The organism is Marinitoga sp. 1155 (genome assembly GCF_001021175.1).
GTDB lineage: Bacteria > Thermotogota > Thermotogae > Petrotogales > Petrotogaceae > Marinitoga.
On sequence record NZ_AZAX01000004.1, the window covers coordinates 58,107 to 71,841 of the forward strand.

At 28.5% G+C, this 13,735-nt stretch carries 27 protein-coding genes and 1 tRNA gene; 24 read left to right on the top strand and 4 right to left on the bottom strand.

All coding sequences use genetic code 11. From position 1 onward, the window contains the following. Window positions 1-10: 10 nt before the first annotated feature. On the top strand, window positions 11-223 hold the full coding sequence (locus X274_RS02105) for a helix-turn-helix domain-containing protein (protein WP_047265149.1): 213 nt from the start codon (window positions 11-13) through the stop codon (window positions 221-223). A gap of 6 nt (window positions 224-229) precedes the next feature. Further along, complete coding sequence (locus tag X274_RS02110) at window positions 230-490, top strand: hypothetical protein (protein ID WP_047265150.1); 261 nt, start codon at window positions 230-232, stop codon at window positions 488-490. Window positions 491-822: 332 nt separating this feature from the next. Here X274_RS02110 and X274_RS02120 read toward each other — a convergent pair whose 3' ends face one another. Further along, window positions 823-1,173, bottom strand: a complete 351-nt coding sequence (locus X274_RS02120) for a helix-turn-helix domain-containing protein (RefSeq protein WP_052913132.1) — start codon at window positions 1,171-1,173, stop codon at window positions 823-825. Between the two features lie 157 nt (window positions 1,174-1,330). Between X274_RS02120 and X274_RS02125 the strand changes: the two genes are divergently transcribed. Next, complete coding sequence (locus X274_RS02125) at window positions 1,331-1,537, top strand: helix-turn-helix transcriptional regulator (RefSeq protein WP_047265152.1); 207 nt, start codon at window positions 1,331-1,333, stop codon at window positions 1,535-1,537. 143 nt (window positions 1,538-1,680) lie between these two features. On the opposite strand, the gene X274_RS02130 is transcribed toward X274_RS02125, so the two are convergent. Both X274_RS02130 and X274_RS02135 read right to left on the bottom strand, forming a co-directional pair. After that, window positions 1,681-2,013, bottom strand: coding sequence for a hypothetical protein (locus X274_RS02130; protein ID WP_047265153.1), 333 nt, complete (start codon window positions 2,011-2,013; stop codon window positions 1,681-1,683). A 4-nt stretch (window positions 2,014-2,017) separates the two neighbouring features. Next, a complete protein-coding gene (locus tag X274_RS02135) occupies window positions 2,018-2,713 on the bottom strand; it encodes a hypothetical protein (RefSeq protein ID WP_047265154.1) in 696 nt (231 codons plus the stop codon). Window positions 2,714-2,740: 27 nt separating this feature from the next. Here X274_RS02135 and X274_RS02140 point away from each other — a divergent pair, with 27 nt between their 5' ends. From X274_RS02140 to recT, 5 genes are all read left to right on the top strand, one after another. Then, window positions 2,741-2,974 carry a hypothetical protein gene (locus X274_RS02140; protein WP_047265155.1) on the top strand — a complete coding sequence of 78 codons (234 nt, stop codon included), beginning with the start codon at window positions 2,741-2,743 and terminating at the stop codon, window positions 2,972-2,974. A gap of 5 nt (window positions 2,975-2,979) precedes the next feature. Then, window positions 2,980-3,141: a hypothetical protein gene (locus X274_RS11920; RefSeq protein ID WP_156166116.1), complete on the top strand. Its 162-nt coding sequence runs from the start codon at window positions 2,980-2,982 to the stop codon at window positions 3,139-3,141. Window positions 3,142-3,155: 14 nt separating this feature from the next. Then, window positions 3,156-3,617, top strand: coding sequence for a hypothetical protein (locus X274_RS11425; RefSeq protein WP_052913133.1), 462 nt, complete (start codon window positions 3,156-3,158; stop codon window positions 3,615-3,617). Window positions 3,618-3,694: 77 nt separating this feature from the next. After that, window positions 3,695-4,633: a YqaJ viral recombinase family nuclease gene (locus tag X274_RS02150; RefSeq protein ID WP_047265156.1), complete on the top strand. Its 939-nt coding sequence runs from the start codon at window positions 3,695-3,697 to the stop codon at window positions 4,631-4,633. Window position 4,634: 1 nt separating this feature from the next. Continuing rightward, window positions 4,635-5,516 carry a recombination protein RecT gene (gene recT, locus X274_RS02155; RefSeq protein WP_047265157.1) on the top strand — a complete coding sequence of 294 codons (882 nt, stop codon included), beginning with the start codon at window positions 4,635-4,637 and terminating at the stop codon, window positions 5,514-5,516. A gap of 14 nt (window positions 5,517-5,530) precedes the next feature. On the opposite strand, the gene X274_RS02160 is transcribed toward recT, so the two are convergent. Beyond that, window positions 5,531-5,764: a hypothetical protein gene (locus X274_RS02160; protein ID WP_047265158.1), complete on the bottom strand. Its 234-nt coding sequence runs from the start codon at window positions 5,762-5,764 to the stop codon at window positions 5,531-5,533. Window positions 5,765-6,083: 319 nt separating this feature from the next. Here X274_RS02160 and X274_RS02165 point away from each other — a divergent pair, with 319 nt between their 5' ends. From X274_RS02165 to X274_RS02245, 16 genes are all read left to right on the top strand, one after another. Then, window positions 6,084-6,272 carry a helix-turn-helix transcriptional regulator gene (locus X274_RS02165; protein WP_047265159.1) on the top strand — a complete coding sequence of 63 codons (189 nt, stop codon included), beginning with the start codon at window positions 6,084-6,086 and terminating at the stop codon, window positions 6,270-6,272. A gap of 22 nt (window positions 6,273-6,294) precedes the next feature. After that, the gene (locus X274_RS02170) at window positions 6,295-6,603 is read left to right on the top strand and encodes a hypothetical protein (protein WP_047265160.1); all 309 of its coding nucleotides are present in this window, start codon (window positions 6,295-6,297) and stop codon (window positions 6,601-6,603) included. A gap of 240 nt (window positions 6,604-6,843) precedes the next feature. Further along, complete coding sequence (locus X274_RS12130; protein ID WP_197073312.1) at window positions 6,844-7,476, top strand: hypothetical protein; 633 nt, start codon at window positions 6,844-6,846, stop codon at window positions 7,474-7,476. A 5-nt stretch (window positions 7,477-7,481) separates the two neighbouring features. Then, the gene (locus X274_RS02185; protein ID WP_047265161.1) at window positions 7,482-7,691 is read left to right on the top strand and encodes a hypothetical protein; all 210 of its coding nucleotides are present in this window, start codon (window positions 7,482-7,484) and stop codon (window positions 7,689-7,691) included. Then, window positions 7,681-8,961 carry a replicative DNA helicase gene (locus X274_RS02190; protein WP_047265162.1) on the top strand — a complete coding sequence of 427 codons (1,281 nt, stop codon included), beginning with the start codon at window positions 7,681-7,683 and terminating at the stop codon, window positions 8,959-8,961. The genes X274_RS02185 and X274_RS02190 overlap by 11 nt, the downstream gene beginning before the upstream one ends. A 5-nt stretch (window positions 8,962-8,966) precedes the next feature. Next, on the top strand, window positions 8,967-9,413 hold the full coding sequence (locus tag X274_RS02195) for a single-stranded DNA-binding protein (protein ID WP_047265163.1): 447 nt from the start codon (window positions 8,967-8,969) through the stop codon (window positions 9,411-9,413). Window positions 9,414-9,429: 16 nt separating this feature from the next. Further along, the gene (locus X274_RS02200) at window positions 9,430-9,978 is read left to right on the top strand and encodes a hypothetical protein (RefSeq protein WP_047265164.1); all 549 of its coding nucleotides are present in this window, start codon (window positions 9,430-9,432) and stop codon (window positions 9,976-9,978) included. Window positions 9,979-9,990: 12 nt separating this feature from the next. Continuing rightward, on the top strand, window positions 9,991-10,332 hold the full coding sequence (locus tag X274_RS02205; protein ID WP_047265165.1) for a hypothetical protein: 342 nt from the start codon (window positions 9,991-9,993) through the stop codon (window positions 10,330-10,332). A 31-nt stretch (window positions 10,333-10,363) separates the two neighbouring features. Further along, window positions 10,364-10,783 (top strand): dUTP diphosphatase, encoded by a 420-nt coding sequence (dut, locus tag X274_RS02210; protein ID WP_047265166.1) that lies wholly within the window; start codon window positions 10,364-10,366, stop codon window positions 10,781-10,783. Continuing rightward, window positions 10,783-11,058, top strand: coding sequence for a hypothetical protein (locus X274_RS02215; RefSeq protein ID WP_047265167.1), 276 nt, complete (start codon window positions 10,783-10,785; stop codon window positions 11,056-11,058). The genes dut and X274_RS02215 overlap by 1 nt, the downstream gene beginning before the upstream one ends. A 3-nt stretch (window positions 11,059-11,061) precedes the next feature. After that, window positions 11,062-11,307: a hypothetical protein gene (locus tag X274_RS02220; RefSeq protein ID WP_047265168.1), complete on the top strand. Its 246-nt coding sequence runs from the start codon at window positions 11,062-11,064 to the stop codon at window positions 11,305-11,307. Beyond that, on the top strand, window positions 11,291-11,656 hold the full coding sequence (locus tag X274_RS02225) for a RusA family crossover junction endodeoxyribonuclease (RefSeq protein WP_047265169.1): 366 nt from the start codon (window positions 11,291-11,293) through the stop codon (window positions 11,654-11,656). Before X274_RS02220 ends, X274_RS02225 begins: the two co-directional genes overlap by 17 nt. A gap of 10 nt (window positions 11,657-11,666) precedes the next feature. After that, window positions 11,667-11,897: a hypothetical protein gene (locus X274_RS02230; protein ID WP_047265170.1), complete on the top strand. Its 231-nt coding sequence runs from the start codon at window positions 11,667-11,669 to the stop codon at window positions 11,895-11,897. A 21-nt stretch (window positions 11,898-11,918) separates the two neighbouring features. After that, window positions 11,919-12,401, top strand: a complete 483-nt coding sequence (locus X274_RS02235; RefSeq protein WP_047265171.1) for a sigma-70 family RNA polymerase sigma factor — start codon at window positions 11,919-11,921, stop codon at window positions 12,399-12,401. A 255-nt stretch (window positions 12,402-12,656) separates the two neighbouring features. Continuing rightward, window positions 12,657-13,487, top strand: coding sequence for a hypothetical protein (locus tag X274_RS02240; RefSeq protein ID WP_047265172.1), 831 nt, complete (start codon window positions 12,657-12,659; stop codon window positions 13,485-13,487). Window positions 13,488-13,580: 93 nt separating this feature from the next. Beyond that, a tRNA-Pro gene (locus tag X274_RS02245) sits at window positions 13,581-13,655 on the top strand. Window positions 13,656-13,735: the final 80 nt, after the last annotated feature.

The following is a 13,735-nucleotide window of genomic DNA, read 5'->3' on the forward strand; positions in this document are numbered from 1 at the left end:
AGGTGGATTAATGAATAACTTAAAAAAAATAAGAAACAAAAAAGGGTTAACTATTAAAGAACTATCTTTAAAGACGAATTTGGCTGAGTCAACTATTGCAAGAATAGAAAATGGTATTTTTAAAAATCCAGGAATTTTAACACTAAAAAAAATAGCCAAAGCACTCGGAACGACTGTGGAGGAACTTTTCGATTTTAATGATAAACCATTAGCGAGGAGGTGATGCAGTATGAAAACACAAAAATGGACAATTTCAATAAAAAAATTGCCCATATTTGCAGAGTTACTTAAATCTTATATGGAATTCAAAGACATTGAAGAGTTAGAAATTAAAATTGAACTTGAAAATGAAAAGGATGAAATTAAAAGTATTGAAGATATGCTTTCTGCAATAACGACAAAAGAATTAAAATTATCTTCAAAATTTAAAGTTTCAATGCCAGAATCACCTGATGCATTTACATTGGATTGTGGAAAAATCATTCGATGATTTCACCAGTTTTCCCATCGATAATTCCCGAACTAATAAGGTTAAAAAATAGAGAATAGCTACAATTATCACATATAAGTACAGCGTAGGCACGATTTTTTGTCAAATCAAATTTTTGGGAGTTGAAAGCTATATTTTTGTCAAATACTAGATTAAATTTATTTTTACCACATATGGGGCAAACAATGGGTTCGTTATTTCTTTTTTCGTTAATGTGTTTTAAGAATTTTTCTCCTAGTTTCTCGAAATAAGATTCCATAAAAATCATCCCCTTTATATGATTTTTGCCATTAAGGCATTATTGTCCCCCGATTAAATTTTCAAAAAATAATTTATTCAAAATCCTTAATTTTCTTAGAAATATCGATTAATTCATTACCGATAATTTCTAATTTTTCAGAAAGTTTCAATGATTTCAATTCATCGATTTTTGTAATTTGTTCTTTGACAAAGTCTGGTAGTTCGTTATCCACCGACGGATTATCAGTTAGTCCGAGAAGGTAATCCGTCGATACGTTTAAAGCTTTTGCTATTTTTACTAAAATATCTGTTCTAATACCAATTCTTTTTCCGGATTCAATCTCTGAAAAAGTAGATTGCCCAATTCCAGCAATTTTAGCTAATTCTTTTTGTTCTAATCCTTTTGCAATTCGTATTTCTTTTATTCTTTTTCCTAGCAGCATATTATTTCTCCTTTCATAATAAAAAATTATATCGAATAAACGATAAAAAGTCAAACCGAATCGTAAAAAAGAATTAACCATTTTTTAATTGATTTTATATCTGAAATACGATATAATTATATCGTAAAAACGAAACAAGAAAGGAGGTATCTTTTTTATGAATAAAATAAAGCAATTTAGAATTGAACGAAATCTAACTCAAAAAGAACTTTCAGATTTATTAGGTATAGGTCAATCAACACTAAGCGAAATTGAAAATAATAAATATTTACCGAGAATTGATTTAGCAAAAAAAATAGCAAAAATTCTTAATTGCGAATTAGACGAAATATTCCCAGAGGAATATGAACAATCAAAAATATAAGTTTTTAAGTTTCTATCTTTTTCAGAGAAGAACTCTTCGAATTTAGTATAACAGAACAGAAGTAAAATGATGCAGGTTCTTTGGAAAGTGAATAAAAAGGTTGCACAAGGCAACCTTGAAATATTAAAAGTTTATTTTTTATATTATTTAATTAAGCTTAATATAAAGCTTATTATTGGCCAAGTTATGCCTCCGATAATAGCACTAAGAATAGAAATCTTTAAAGCAAAATTTCTATTTTTATCATTTTGAGTATTGGCTATTATTTCAGTAATTTTATTTTCAAGATTTTTAAATTTTTCTGCAAATAATTTATTTATATATTGAATCTCTTTATCAAGAATTTCTTTTATATGGCTTATTTCATTTTTAATATATGTTTCAACAGGAATTTTTAAAGTTGTTTGATTTTCTTCCTCTATACTATAGTTTGGGGCTCCCCCGTTTGTTGTGTCGTTATAATCATTCGAATACATACTATCACCCTAATTTCTCTACTAACTCAGTAGTTATTTTATCAAATAATTCAAATACACCATTAATCTCAGATTTAAAATCAGTAGTTTTAGAATCTTTATTATCATTTCTAAAAATAATACAATCTATATCTATTACAACACCTTCATCAGGCAAATCGTCTCGTTTGTTATTTTCATTTTGTTTTCCATAATACATCTGAATGTTTTGAGTTAATCTATAGTTAGTTTTGTATTTTTCATTAACATATTTCCATTGTAATTTTGGAAAGTCTAGATTACCTTTAGCACTTTCTATTTCAAAAGGTATTAATTTAGCAATTTTTTCTCTAATATTTTCAGAAGAATAAATTAAAGCGATTCTAGTTCCGAAACTTTTGATATTAACTGGATCGGCATGTTTTATGCTTTCAGAAATAATCTTAAATGATTGATTTTTAAATGTTTCAAAATTATGATTGCTGTCTAATTTACTCATTCTAAACCAAGCTTTAGGAATATGGAAAAGTCCTTCGAATTTTTCATATTTTTTAAAAACAAAACTAATTCCACCATCAATAATTTTAAATGGACCAATAGTATCATTCAAATTTGAAATAATTTCTCCAGATTTATCAATTATTCTAGGATTAAACCAGTTCAATTGAAATACAACATTATCAAAAAACATGCCGTTTTTCTCTAATACTTTAAGATTCATTTTTATTCCCCCTTGGAGGTGATTTTTTTGAAATTAAATGAATTCTTACAACAATATTTTAACACAAAAATTAAAAAAATTGAAGAATTAAATGAGTTTACTCCAGATTTAGTAAAATATATATTCATTGAAGGGTTCAAAGCTGGTTATTCTTTTGATTTTCACATTACTTTGGATTTAAATAAGGAAATTATTGAAGTAAATTCATTAAAAAAAGAATTGCCAATATTGCTAAAAGAGTTTTTTGAAGAATGGAGGTGACACAAATGGAAACTTCTAAAGAAAAAAATAAAGAGAAATTTATGAGATTAGCAAAGATATTTCTTATTTTAGATGAGGAGGATGAGAAAAATGGAAAAATTACACCCACTAGGAGTGTTTCTTTACAAAAACAAGAAAACAAGAGAGTATCTAATTCAAATTGCTAAAAGGAGGGGAGAAAATGGGGAAGATAAGAAAAGTAGCGATTCCAAAAGTCCCGGTTGCTTATCTAATCCAAGAAAACACCAACAGTATTGCCAACAGTGATTTTATATTAATCGATCTTCAAAAATACAATGATCTTGAAGAGAAAGAAAATGAAGCTTTTGAGGTATTGAAAAGTATTTTAGAAAACTCTAAAGAATATAGTAAGTATGAGATTATTGACAGAGTACGGAGAGCTTTAAAAATGTTAAATTTTGTAGACATGAAACAAGATGAAATTATAATAAAAGTTCAACTTAGATCAATTCAAATTAAAAAAGAAAATAGAAAATCGAATGGGTATCTTCAAATTTATGATATCAAAGGTCCATATCAAAAATGGAAGATAAAAGAAGGAATTAAAAAGTATAAAGAAGAACAATCGAGATTAATGAAATTACCCCTAAAAGAAAACGCCCACACCGCGGGAACAGTGTGAGCAGGGGATTAAGGGATTAAAAACAATTCCGTTTATATTATACCACAAAAAAATAAAAAATAATAGGAGGGAGAAAAATGAAAACTGAAAAACTTTTAAACACAAAAGAAATCAGTTACGAAGAATGGAAGAAGTCAAGAATGAAAGGAATTGGTGGATCAGATGCAGCAGCAATTGTTGGATTGAATAGATATAAAAGCCCTTTAAGAGTATATCTTGAAAAGATAGGAGAAGCACCGGAAGTAGAAGATAATGAAAGAATGTATTGGGGTAGAATTCTTGAAAATTTAGTTGCTAAAGAATTTGAAAAACGAACTGGTAAAAAAGTAAGACGTGTGAATGCAATATTACAACATCCGGAATATGATTTTATGATTGCAAATATTGACAGAAGAGTAGTTGGAGAGAATGCGATTTTAGAATGTAAAACAACTTCCCAATGGAATGAAAAAGAATGGAAAGATGATGAAGTTCCCCAAGAGTATATAATTCAAGTTCAGCATTATATGGCTGTTACTGGTACAGAAAAAGCATATATAGCAGTATTAATAGGTGGTAATAAGTTTCTATATAAAGAAATTGAAAGAGACGAGGAATTAATAGATTTACTTATCGAGAAAGAAAAAGAATTTTGGAAAATGGTTGAAGATAGAACGCCACCAGTTTTGGATGGGAGTAAAGATGCTGAAGAAATTCTTAAATATATGTATCCGAATGCAATTGAAGGAACAGAAGTAGTATTGCCAGATGAAAATGTTGAATTCATTGAAAGAAGAAAAGAACTTGACAAACAAAAGAAAGAATTAGAAAGCAATATTAAAGCAATCGATAACAGGCTTAAACAATTAATTGGAGAGAATGAAAAAGCAAAATGTGGAACATATATTTTATCTTATAAAAATATAAAATCAAGCAGATTTGATACAAAGAAATTTAAAAAAGAACATGATGATCTTTATAAAAAATATATAAAAGAAACTTTTTATAGAAAATTCGAAATTAAGGAGGTTAAATAATATGGCAAATACAAAACAAATTAAAGATAAATTAAAAAATGGAAATAATAAAGCAATTTCCCCTATACAAAAAAATTATGTATCAATAGAAGATTATTTAAGAAAGCATTCAAAAGAACTTCAACAAGCTTTACCAAAACATATGGATTCAGAAAGATTAGCCCGAGTTGCTTTAACTACAATGAGACAAAATCCTAAGCTTTTACAATGTTCCTTACCTTCATTAGTTGGTGCTATTCTTCAGGCGGCACAATTAGGATTAGAGCCAAATGTTCTAGGACATGCTTATTTTATTCCTTATTATTCTTCAAAGACAAGATCATATGAAGTGCAATTTCAAATTGGATATAAAGGACTGCTTGAATTAGTAAGAAGAACAGGAGAAATTGAAACGATACAAGCACATGAGGTTTGCGAAAATGATGAGTTTGAATATGAGTATGGAATAAATTTAACTTTAAAACACAAGCCAGCATTGAAAAACAGAGGAGAAGCTTATGCATATTATGCTGTAGCAAAGTATAAGACAGGCGAATATGATTTTCTGGTTATGGGAAAGGAAGATATTGAAAAAATAAGAAAAAGAAGCAAATCTCCAAATAATGGACCATGGGTTACGGATTATGATGCGATGGCTAAAAAAACAGTAATTAAGCAATTATGTAAATATTTACCATTAAGTATCGAAATACAAAAAGCCATAACTGCTGATGAAACAACAAAAAGAGAAATAGCAGAAGATATAGCTTTAGAAATTCCAGATGAAACTGATTGGGAAACTCCAGTTCTTGTTGAAGATATTGGAACTGAAAATAACGAAGCAACTGAAAATAACGAAACTGAATTGGATAATAAAAAAGTATTAAAGGTTTTTGAAGAATAGCTAGGAGATTTCTCCTAGCCATTACACAGCTTTTTTATCATAGAAATAATGTAGTCTTCTTCCCCAATTTGTTTTAAATAAGAAATATTATCTGAAAGACTGAAATGTTTTAAAACAGGAGTGTTTAAATATAATTCTTCCAAATAATTTTGACATTCATTAACAATATTTCCTTTTTTCTCAACATTGGCTTTTTGAAAATAATAATCTGTCAGAAAAGAAATAAACACTCTTTTTTCAATTACCATAATATCTTCTCCTTTCAGTGTATTAAGTTGGTGGGATAAAATGTTGGGAGTGCAGGATGTATTAATTAGGAGTAGAACGTCTATGACCACGTACTTTTTCAATTTTACCATTTTTTTTACGGGTATAAGATTTAACTGGAACTATCTTTTTCCCTTTATTTGTTTTGGCCATTATATCACCTCCTTTCATTGAAAATTAAATAAATTTTAGAATTATATCTGCACTCCCAATTTTATTATACCACTACATATAGTAGTATTGTGTAAAAAAACATACCATATATCGTTAATAAATTGTAAATATTATGAGGTGAATGTTATGTTTTCTGAAAACATAAAAAAATTAAGGGAATCAGAAGGATTGACGCAAAAAGATTTAGCAAAAAAAATTGGAGTAACTTATCAAACTATTGGGCATTGGGAAACAGGAAGAAGAAAACCAACATTTGATAAACTGATTAAACTTGCAAAAATTTTAGAAATTTCTGTAGATGAGTTGATTAAATAAAAAAAATGAAAGGAGTGAGATAATGACCAAAGATAATTTTGAAAAAATAATAAATAGATTTATGGCAACGAGAAGAAAATTAAATTTGGAAATAGAAACTCTTGTCGTATTTTCTTATGTTGAATATAACATTTATGAAACATGGCTAAAAACTGGAAAATTAGAATGTGTAATATCTTCAACTTCTTTGCGCGAAATAGTTAGGAATAAGGAAAAGCTTGAATTAATCAAAAGGACTCTAAGAGAAAAAGGTTTTATTGATTATATTGAGACTTCAAATTATTCAACTTTTTATGAATTTGGTCCTGTATTTAAAGATTTAATTGATTAAAAACAAAGCTCTTTGACAAGTTAATAAATGTCGTAGCAATAAACGAATAAGATTTTTTTCGAAGAGGTGATTTATATGGATATATTCAGGCTCCTCGAGCGTCTTGAGATTGAAGAGGAGAAGCGTCCATTGCCCGCTACTGCTTATAAACTTTATGTAATGTTAGTCATAAAGGCAAATAAGCTGTATTGGGATGGTCCTCTCTACTTCAGCCATAGACGTTTGGCGGCTATCGTCGGAGTGTCGAGGAACGCTCTCTCGAGTGCTGTTCAAGAGCTTGTAAATAGAAATTTAATTACATATAAAAAAGGTAAAAAAGATCATTCGGTTTCTAAATTTTGGTTTCCAGATTTATCTAATAAAAAAAATATAACTGGTTCAAAAAATGAACCTGATAATAAACCAGTTATTGAACCAGATGCCGAACCAGTTAGTGAGCCAGTTGTTGAACCAGATCGTGAGCCTATATATAAAACAAAACATAAACATAAACAAAACAATAAATATATAGTCCCTCAACAAGTTGAAGGACCACCGCCAACACCGTATCAAAAATTGGTTGAATTGTATCATACGTACTGTCCTTCTTTACCGAAAGTAAGGATTCTAACAGAAACAAGAAAAAAATATCTTAATGCTCGTTGGAAAGAACATCCAGATTTAAAATTCTGGGAAGAGTATTTTAAAAGCGTAGAAAAAAGTGATTTTTTAACAGGTCGTGTTGATTATGGTAGAAGAACTCCATTTCTTGCGGATTTTGAATGGTTGATACGACCAAATAATTTTGCAAAAGTAATTGAAGGAAAATATAAAAACTATGATGAAAAGGAAGAAAAAGAAGAAGATTACTACATAACTTTTCCAAAGGAGTGAAAGTAATGATTGATATAAACAAAATTTTTGATGATCTTATAGAACTTTTTTTAAAATATTCAAACAGTTATGGCAGAAAAGCAGAAGGTTTAAAGAAGAAAATATTAGTTAAATATAAGACTTTCAGAAGTTTGTTTTTAAAAGTAAAATGGTGCGATGATGATTTACTTGCGTTTATGGACAATAAAATTTGGGAGTGGAAAAATGAGAGTTGAAGATTTAGAGCGATGGATAATAGGGCATATGTTCCTTGATGATTCTGTTGATGTATCTACGATAAACAAAAAAGACTTTTCAAATCAAAATTTAGGATTGATTTTCGAATATCTTAAAAATAAACTTGAAAACAATGAGCCAATCGACATTTTTTCAGCATCTCATGATTTAAAAATAAAGCCTGAGAGTTTAGATGAACTTATAGACAGTATTCCATCAATATTTAATTTTGAGAGTGCAGCAAAAAAACTTAAAGAAGAGAGTATAAAAAGGCAATTGAAAGATTTAACAAAGCAAATTAATGAAAATCTGGAAAATAATAATATTTATGAGGTTTTGAACTATGTTGAACAAAAAATATTGGGTATTGATATAATCACCGAAAGACCTTTTAAAACCTTTAATGAGAGTATTTCAACTTTTTGGGATGAATTGGAACAAGTAAGAGAATTGACATTGCAGGGAAAAATAAATGGTATTCCTTCAGGAATAACGGATCTAGATAAATTTATAGGCGGATTTAAACCGGAGCAATTAGTTATAATCGCAGGTCGTCCTTCTATGGGAAAAACTACATTTGCTCTTAATATTGCAACCAATATGGCAAAAAACGAAAATCCTTCTGCGTTCTTTTCTTTAGAGATGGGGCAAAAGAATTTAAGAGATAAAATAATAGCTTCATTTACACACATAGATTATCAGAAAATTGAAAATAAATTTTTAAATCAAAAGGAACAACAAATAATCCAAGGAGTTTTAAAAGAACATGGAAATACGCCAATTCTTCTTGGAGATACAACACATCTAACGATAGAAAGTGTAAAATCATTGGCTAGAAAATTAAAACGAGAATATAAAATAAAAGCGCTATTTTTAGATTATCTACAGCTTATGGCCAAAACAACTGAACTTGTCAAAGAATTGGGGATGATCACACGACAGTTAAAACTTCTTGCTGTTGAACTTAAAATTCCAATTTTTCTTTTATCTCAACTGTCCCGTCAAGTAGAACATAGAGAAAATAAACGTCCATTAATGGCGGATTTAAGGGATTCAGGAGCAATCGAACAAGATGCGGATATAATTCTCTTTCTATATCGTCCAGCATATTACCAGCGATATAAAAAAGGTAATTATGAAGAAGAACCAGATAAAGCTGAAAAGATGGAGGTTATAGTTGGTAAAAATCGAAATGGAAGAACTGGGATAATCGAATTAGGTTTTTTTGGGAAATATTCTCATTTCTTTGATCTTGCATTGGTGAGGTGAAAAACATGGCATATTCATTTAATAGAGTTATTTTAGTGGGAAGGCTTACGCGTGATCCTGAGATTAGAATGACAACAACAGGTGAAAAAATCGCTAATTTTGATATTGCTGTAGATAGAGGTTATGGGGATAACAAGACTGTTGATTTTATAAAAATTGTTGCATTTAATAAAAGAGCTGAATTTGCTGAGAATTACTTGAAAAAAGGATTATTGATTCTTATTGAAGGTTCTTTGAGAATAAATAAATGGAAAGATAACAATGGAAATAACAGAGAAAGAGCTGAAATATGGGCTAATACATTGCAATTCATGGAATCAAAGAAACAACAAAACGAAAATGTTGAGATAGTTGAACCTGAAGAACCTTTTGGAAATATAGATGAAAAGGTTGATATAAGCAATGATGAATTCCCGCAGTTTTTCCCGCTGGAAGATAATAATAATTTATAATTAGGAGGAAATTAAAATGATTATTGATACTGGTAATAATGTTTTTTCAGTGGAAATTGCAAAAGATGATATTTTATTTACTTTAAATGGTAATTATTCTTATTTGGGAAAAAACGATAAAAAAGGTTTGTTTGTAAAAATAGATGAAATAAGAAAAATTTTTAATGATCCAGAAGCAGTGATTTTTCAAAATTTGTTTAAAACGGAATCTTTTAATACTGATAAGTTATTAAGAAACTTGAAAGCAGATTATAAAAATGTATTTTTCAGAATTACTTTAATAAAAAGGATTGCATCTTTTTATGTTTGCTCTACTACTCTTGATTTTAAACTATTAGAATCAGAATTTATTGACAGTTACACGCTTGATAAGGAAGTTGCAAATTCTATTGAAATTAGGATTAAACCAGATAAATTTACAAGAAAAGAGTTATTAACAAAAAATACTATGAAAGTGAAAGACAATTTGTTGTTTGTTTATAATGAAGATGAAAAATTGCTAATTGATGGTGTGGAACAAACGGTAAAACATGTTGATGAAAATATCTTTATATACTATTTTTAAGGAGTGGATAATATGATTAAGTATTTAGTAATTTTATTTGATGGGGAAAAACACGAAATAGAAGCAAAAGAAATTAATAAAATTACTTTTGGTGAACTTTATGACGAAAAAGGCAGAGCATTGCACGATTATGGTATTTATAAAGGGAAAGAAATTCCTTTTGTAAGTTATGAAACTATAGCACCAATTCCTATGAGTTTGAAGAAGTATAAATTCAAATTTTTAACCGGAACGGAAATTACAGGCGATATATTACTGATTTTTTCTAATTTGGTTTGGCTTTTTGCTTATTTTGATTATATCGCCGATGAAATGATTATTTTACCCATAAAAGAAATAAAAGAAATTGATTAAATTAATACACAAAAAAATTAGGAGGGAGATAATGATTAGATTTTATTACGAAAATAATGCTGTTAAGCCATATAAGAAACATTGGAGTGATGGAGGTTATGATATTCGTTCGAAAATAGATGTAGAAGTGAAACCGATGGAAAAAGTCGTAATACCTACAGGATTAACAATGGAAATTCCATATAAACACGTAGGAATTATCAAAGAACGCTCTTCTTTTGCATTAAAGGGCATAGTTGTTATTGGTGGTGTAATTGATTCAGAATATCGGGGAGAAGTTAAAGTAATAATGCTTAATTTAGGCGAAGAATCATTGCAAATAAAAGCTGGAGATAGAATTGCACAAATTTTAGTTGTTCCTATTGCTTTGACTGCAGAATTATTACTTGGTAAAGCTGAAGTGGATACCAAAAGAGGTGCAAAAGGATTCGGATCTACGGGGGTGAGATGATGGGAAGTGTTAGATCAGACGGAGCTTCTCAATATTTATCAAGCGCATTTGAAAGATTTGGACCACAATTATATGAAACAATGCCATCTAGATTAGATATGCAGTATGAACAAATTTTGATCTCTTTAATGGATAGATTCACAAGAATTATATTAAAGAAAATAGGTGATGAATATGTTTTACATATTTATAGAGGGAATAAAATTCAACATGAAGTGAGAAATGAAAGTTTTGATAGATTGATGTTCGATGCTGCAAGATATATGGGGGTGTGAAAAATGTTTGGATTTTTACTTACTTTTATTGTGGGAGTTTTTGCTGGTTTTTTAATATTATCGTTACTTACAATTTCAGCAAGAAACGAACTTGAAGATGATATTTTGAGATTGAATTTTAAGTTATCTGAACAATTTTCTTTGAATGAAAAATTGAAGAAGAGAGTAAAAGAATTATCAAATGAAAATGCTAAATTATTCGCAGAAAATATGAAACTAAGAAGGGATAAACTTGAAGCTAAAAATTGAATTGGATTGCATTCCACCATCAACAAATCATGCATATAAAAAAAGAGGAAATGGATATGGGATGTATATGACAAGAACAGCGAAAGAATTCAAAGAATATGCAGCTTATAAAGCTTTAAAGATTGTAAGAAAGTATAAAGTTAATCCATTTCCAAATGACAAGAAATTTTATAAATTACATTTTGAATTTCATTTTAAAAATCGCAGGCATCCAGATCCAAATAATTTACTGAAAATATTAATTGATAGTCTTGAAGGTATCGTGTTTGAGAATGATCGAAATATAGATGTTTCTACAACATCTAAAATAACAGGTAAAGAAAAAACAATAATTTTTTGGGAACGATAGGAGGGGAATTATGAAAAAATATAGTTTTTTTAATTCACGACATTTAAAACAAATTTATGTTGAAGATTTAAAAGATGGGATTGGATTATTAACGGTATTAAATTCTAAAAATCCAATCCTCACGGATGAAAATAATAATTTAATACAACTTTCAAATATCCACGATGTAATTATACATGTAGAATTTAAGGCTGATACAAAAATTTTGAAGGAAGGTAATAAGAAACCTGCGATAATATAGTCAAAGGTGTGTGATAATTTTATGAATTCTATAGTTGATATTCTTAAAGAAGTGCAAATTACAGAAGAAGACATAATTTTAATATTGCAAAGGTATAAACCTGCATTGCAAAAAATTATGGGGAAGCAAGTTAATCTTGATTTTTATGACGATGAAATACATGTGCAAGAAAAATTTAAAAGTGATGAATTTGGAAAAATTAAAAGTTTTGGTGCTTTAAAAATAAAAGATTTTAACGCAATGATAAAGGATGGGATTCCTAAAGAATTTGTAGATGCATTAGTAATAGTCAAAATTGTAGAAGAGTGGTTAGAACTACTTACAATGCATGAAAAAGAAGTGATTTTTTGGAGGTATATTAATCATGATTTTGAAAAAGAAAAAAATAGATACAAAACACTTTCATATGAAAAAATAGCTGTAAAACTAAATTTATCTAAAGTTGGTGTTTATAAAATTGTTAAGAATTCATTAAGAAAAATAAAAAGACACAACAATATATAGTATTTTCTTGATTTTGGTTAACGAAATATGGTATAATTTGTTATGATGGGATACTATACTTACAGGGAGCTGAAAGGCTCCTTTTTTATTTCTTAGAAAATTTATAGTTGCCCTACTTGACAAAATAAATATATAGTTGTATAATTTAAATATAAAAAATATTAAAAAAAAGCCCCGAAAGTCTCGATCCTCGATTGAGGCAGCAGGATTAGGTCCTGTCAAACTTCGGGGTTTTTTTAATAGAAAGGTGATATTTTGTTTGTATTTACTGATGAGGCTGGAGATGATGGCTTAAAAAGTCAAGATAAATTTAAAATTGTAGTTTTTAGCCATTTTTTTAGTAAAGATGATATAAATTATACTTTAGAAAGTTTTAAGGTGCTTTCTTTAAATTATTTTGGGAATTCACTAAGAAGTTGGAAAAAACAAAGAGGGAAAATTAAAAAAAATCCAATCCTTATAAAGAAATTTATTAATGATTTTTATAAAAAAACAGAAAAAAAGTTTTTTCTTTCAATAGGTATAATCGAAAAAGATAAAAAATATTATGTACATACAGAAGATATAAAAAACGAAACAGTTGAAATTTATTCAAATTTGTTTAAACGCGGAATTCCTTTTTATAAAAGGTTTTATTATAAACTTGGTGGTTATAAAAAAAATGGTAAACCCAAAATACATTGGTATATAGATAAAAATGAAGATGAACTTTTCATAATTCCATTAAAAGAGAAAATAAAAGAATATTCTGAAATTAATAATGTAGAATTAAATGGTCCGAAATTTTTATCAAAACCGAAGTATCTTAATGGGGAAAATAAAGTTTTTTCTCAAGTTATAGAAATGACAGATAATTTCAGTGGTATTATATTAAGATCATTTAGAGAAAAAACTCTCGAATACGAAGACTTGACAAGATTGATTTTAACAAGAGCAAAAGGATTTCGAATTTCATTTAATAATAATGATTTTTGGAAATGGGATAATGTTATGATATCACCAATGAATTATAAATCTAAATATAAGTATTTGATAGGGAATGATTATTATACTAATTTTGATAAACTCGATGGCGAACAATTTTAGAAGATATCAAGGAGCCTTAATCGGCTCCTTTTTTTTATTATTTCGACAAACATCGACAATTTTCGACAGACTTCGGCACTGTAACAATTACGACAGGATATGGTGTTAATGGTAGCATTCCACACTTGGGATGTGGAGGTGCAGGTTCGAATCCTGCTATCCTGACCATTATCCCTCCTTGAAATAAATACCGGCACAATCCGGCATTTTACCGGCATTCCTGCTTTAAAGAGACGGTGCTATTTAAA

Bases quoted from the DNA above. Each gene is read 5' to 3' on its own strand.
- X274_RS02205 (WP_047265165.1), top strand. From the start codon at position 9,991: ATGATTAAGTATTTAGTAATTTTATTTGATGGGGAAAAACACGAAATA.
- X274_RS02220 (WP_047265168.1), top strand. From the start codon at position 11,062: ATGTTTGGATTTTTACTTACTTTTATTGTGGGAGTTTTTGCTGGTTTT.
- X274_RS02200 (WP_047265164.1), top strand. From the start codon at position 9,430: ATGATTATTGATACTGGTAATAATGTTTTTTCAGTGGAAATTGCAAAA.
- X274_RS02150 (WP_047265156.1), top strand. From the start codon at position 3,695: ATGAAAACTGAAAAACTTTTAAACACAAAAGAAATCAGTTACGAAGAA.
- X274_RS02170 (WP_047265160.1), top strand. From the start codon at position 6,295: ATGACCAAAGATAATTTTGAAAAAATAATAAATAGATTTATGGCAACG.
- X274_RS02110 (WP_047265150.1), top strand. From the start codon at position 230: ATGAAAACACAAAAATGGACAATTTCAATAAAAAAATTGCCCATATTT.
- recT (WP_047265157.1), top strand. From the start codon at position 4,635: ATGGCAAATACAAAACAAATTAAAGATAAATTAAAAAATGGAAATAAT.
- X274_RS02120 (WP_052913132.1), bottom strand. From the start codon at position 1,173: ATGCTGCTAGGAAAAAGAATAAAAGAAATACGAATTGCAAAAGGATTA.
- X274_RS11920 (WP_156166116.1), top strand. From the start codon at position 2,980: ATGGAAACTTCTAAAGAAAAAAATAAAGAGAAATTTATGAGATTAGCA.
- X274_RS02125 (WP_047265152.1), top strand. From the start codon at position 1,331: ATGAATAAAATAAAGCAATTTAGAATTGAACGAAATCTAACTCAAAAA.
- X274_RS02190 (WP_047265162.1), top strand. From the start codon at position 7,681: ATGAGAGTTGAAGATTTAGAGCGATGGATAATAGGGCATATGTTCCTT.
- X274_RS02165 (WP_047265159.1), top strand. From the start codon at position 6,084: ATGTTTTCTGAAAACATAAAAAAATTAAGGGAATCAGAAGGATTGACG.
- X274_RS02215 (WP_047265167.1), top strand. From the start codon at position 10,783: ATGGGAAGTGTTAGATCAGACGGAGCTTCTCAATATTTATCAAGCGCA.
- dut (WP_047265166.1), top strand. From the start codon at position 10,364: ATGATTAGATTTTATTACGAAAATAATGCTGTTAAGCCATATAAGAAA.
- X274_RS02230 (WP_047265170.1), top strand. From the start codon at position 11,667: ATGAAAAAATATAGTTTTTTTAATTCACGACATTTAAAACAAATTTAT.
- X274_RS02135 (WP_047265154.1), bottom strand. From the start codon at position 2,713: ATGAATCTTAAAGTATTAGAGAAAAACGGCATGTTTTTTGATAATGTT.
- X274_RS02105 (WP_047265149.1), top strand. From the start codon at position 11: ATGAATAACTTAAAAAAAATAAGAAACAAAAAAGGGTTAACTATTAAA.
- X274_RS02235 (WP_047265171.1), top strand. From the start codon at position 11,919: ATGAATTCTATAGTTGATATTCTTAAAGAAGTGCAAATTACAGAAGAA.
- X274_RS02185 (WP_047265161.1), top strand. From the start codon at position 7,482: ATGATTGATATAAACAAAATTTTTGATGATCTTATAGAACTTTTTTTA.
- X274_RS02195 (WP_047265163.1), top strand. From the start codon at position 8,967: ATGGCATATTCATTTAATAGAGTTATTTTAGTGGGAAGGCTTACGCGT.
- X274_RS02160 (WP_047265158.1), bottom strand. From the start codon at position 5,764: ATGGTAATTGAAAAAAGAGTGTTTATTTCTTTTCTGACAGATTATTAT.
- X274_RS02130 (WP_047265153.1), bottom strand. From the start codon at position 2,013: ATGTATTCGAATGATTATAACGACACAACAAACGGGGGAGCCCCAAAC.
- X274_RS11425 (WP_052913133.1), top strand. From the start codon at position 3,156: ATGGGGAAGATAAGAAAAGTAGCGATTCCAAAAGTCCCGGTTGCTTAT.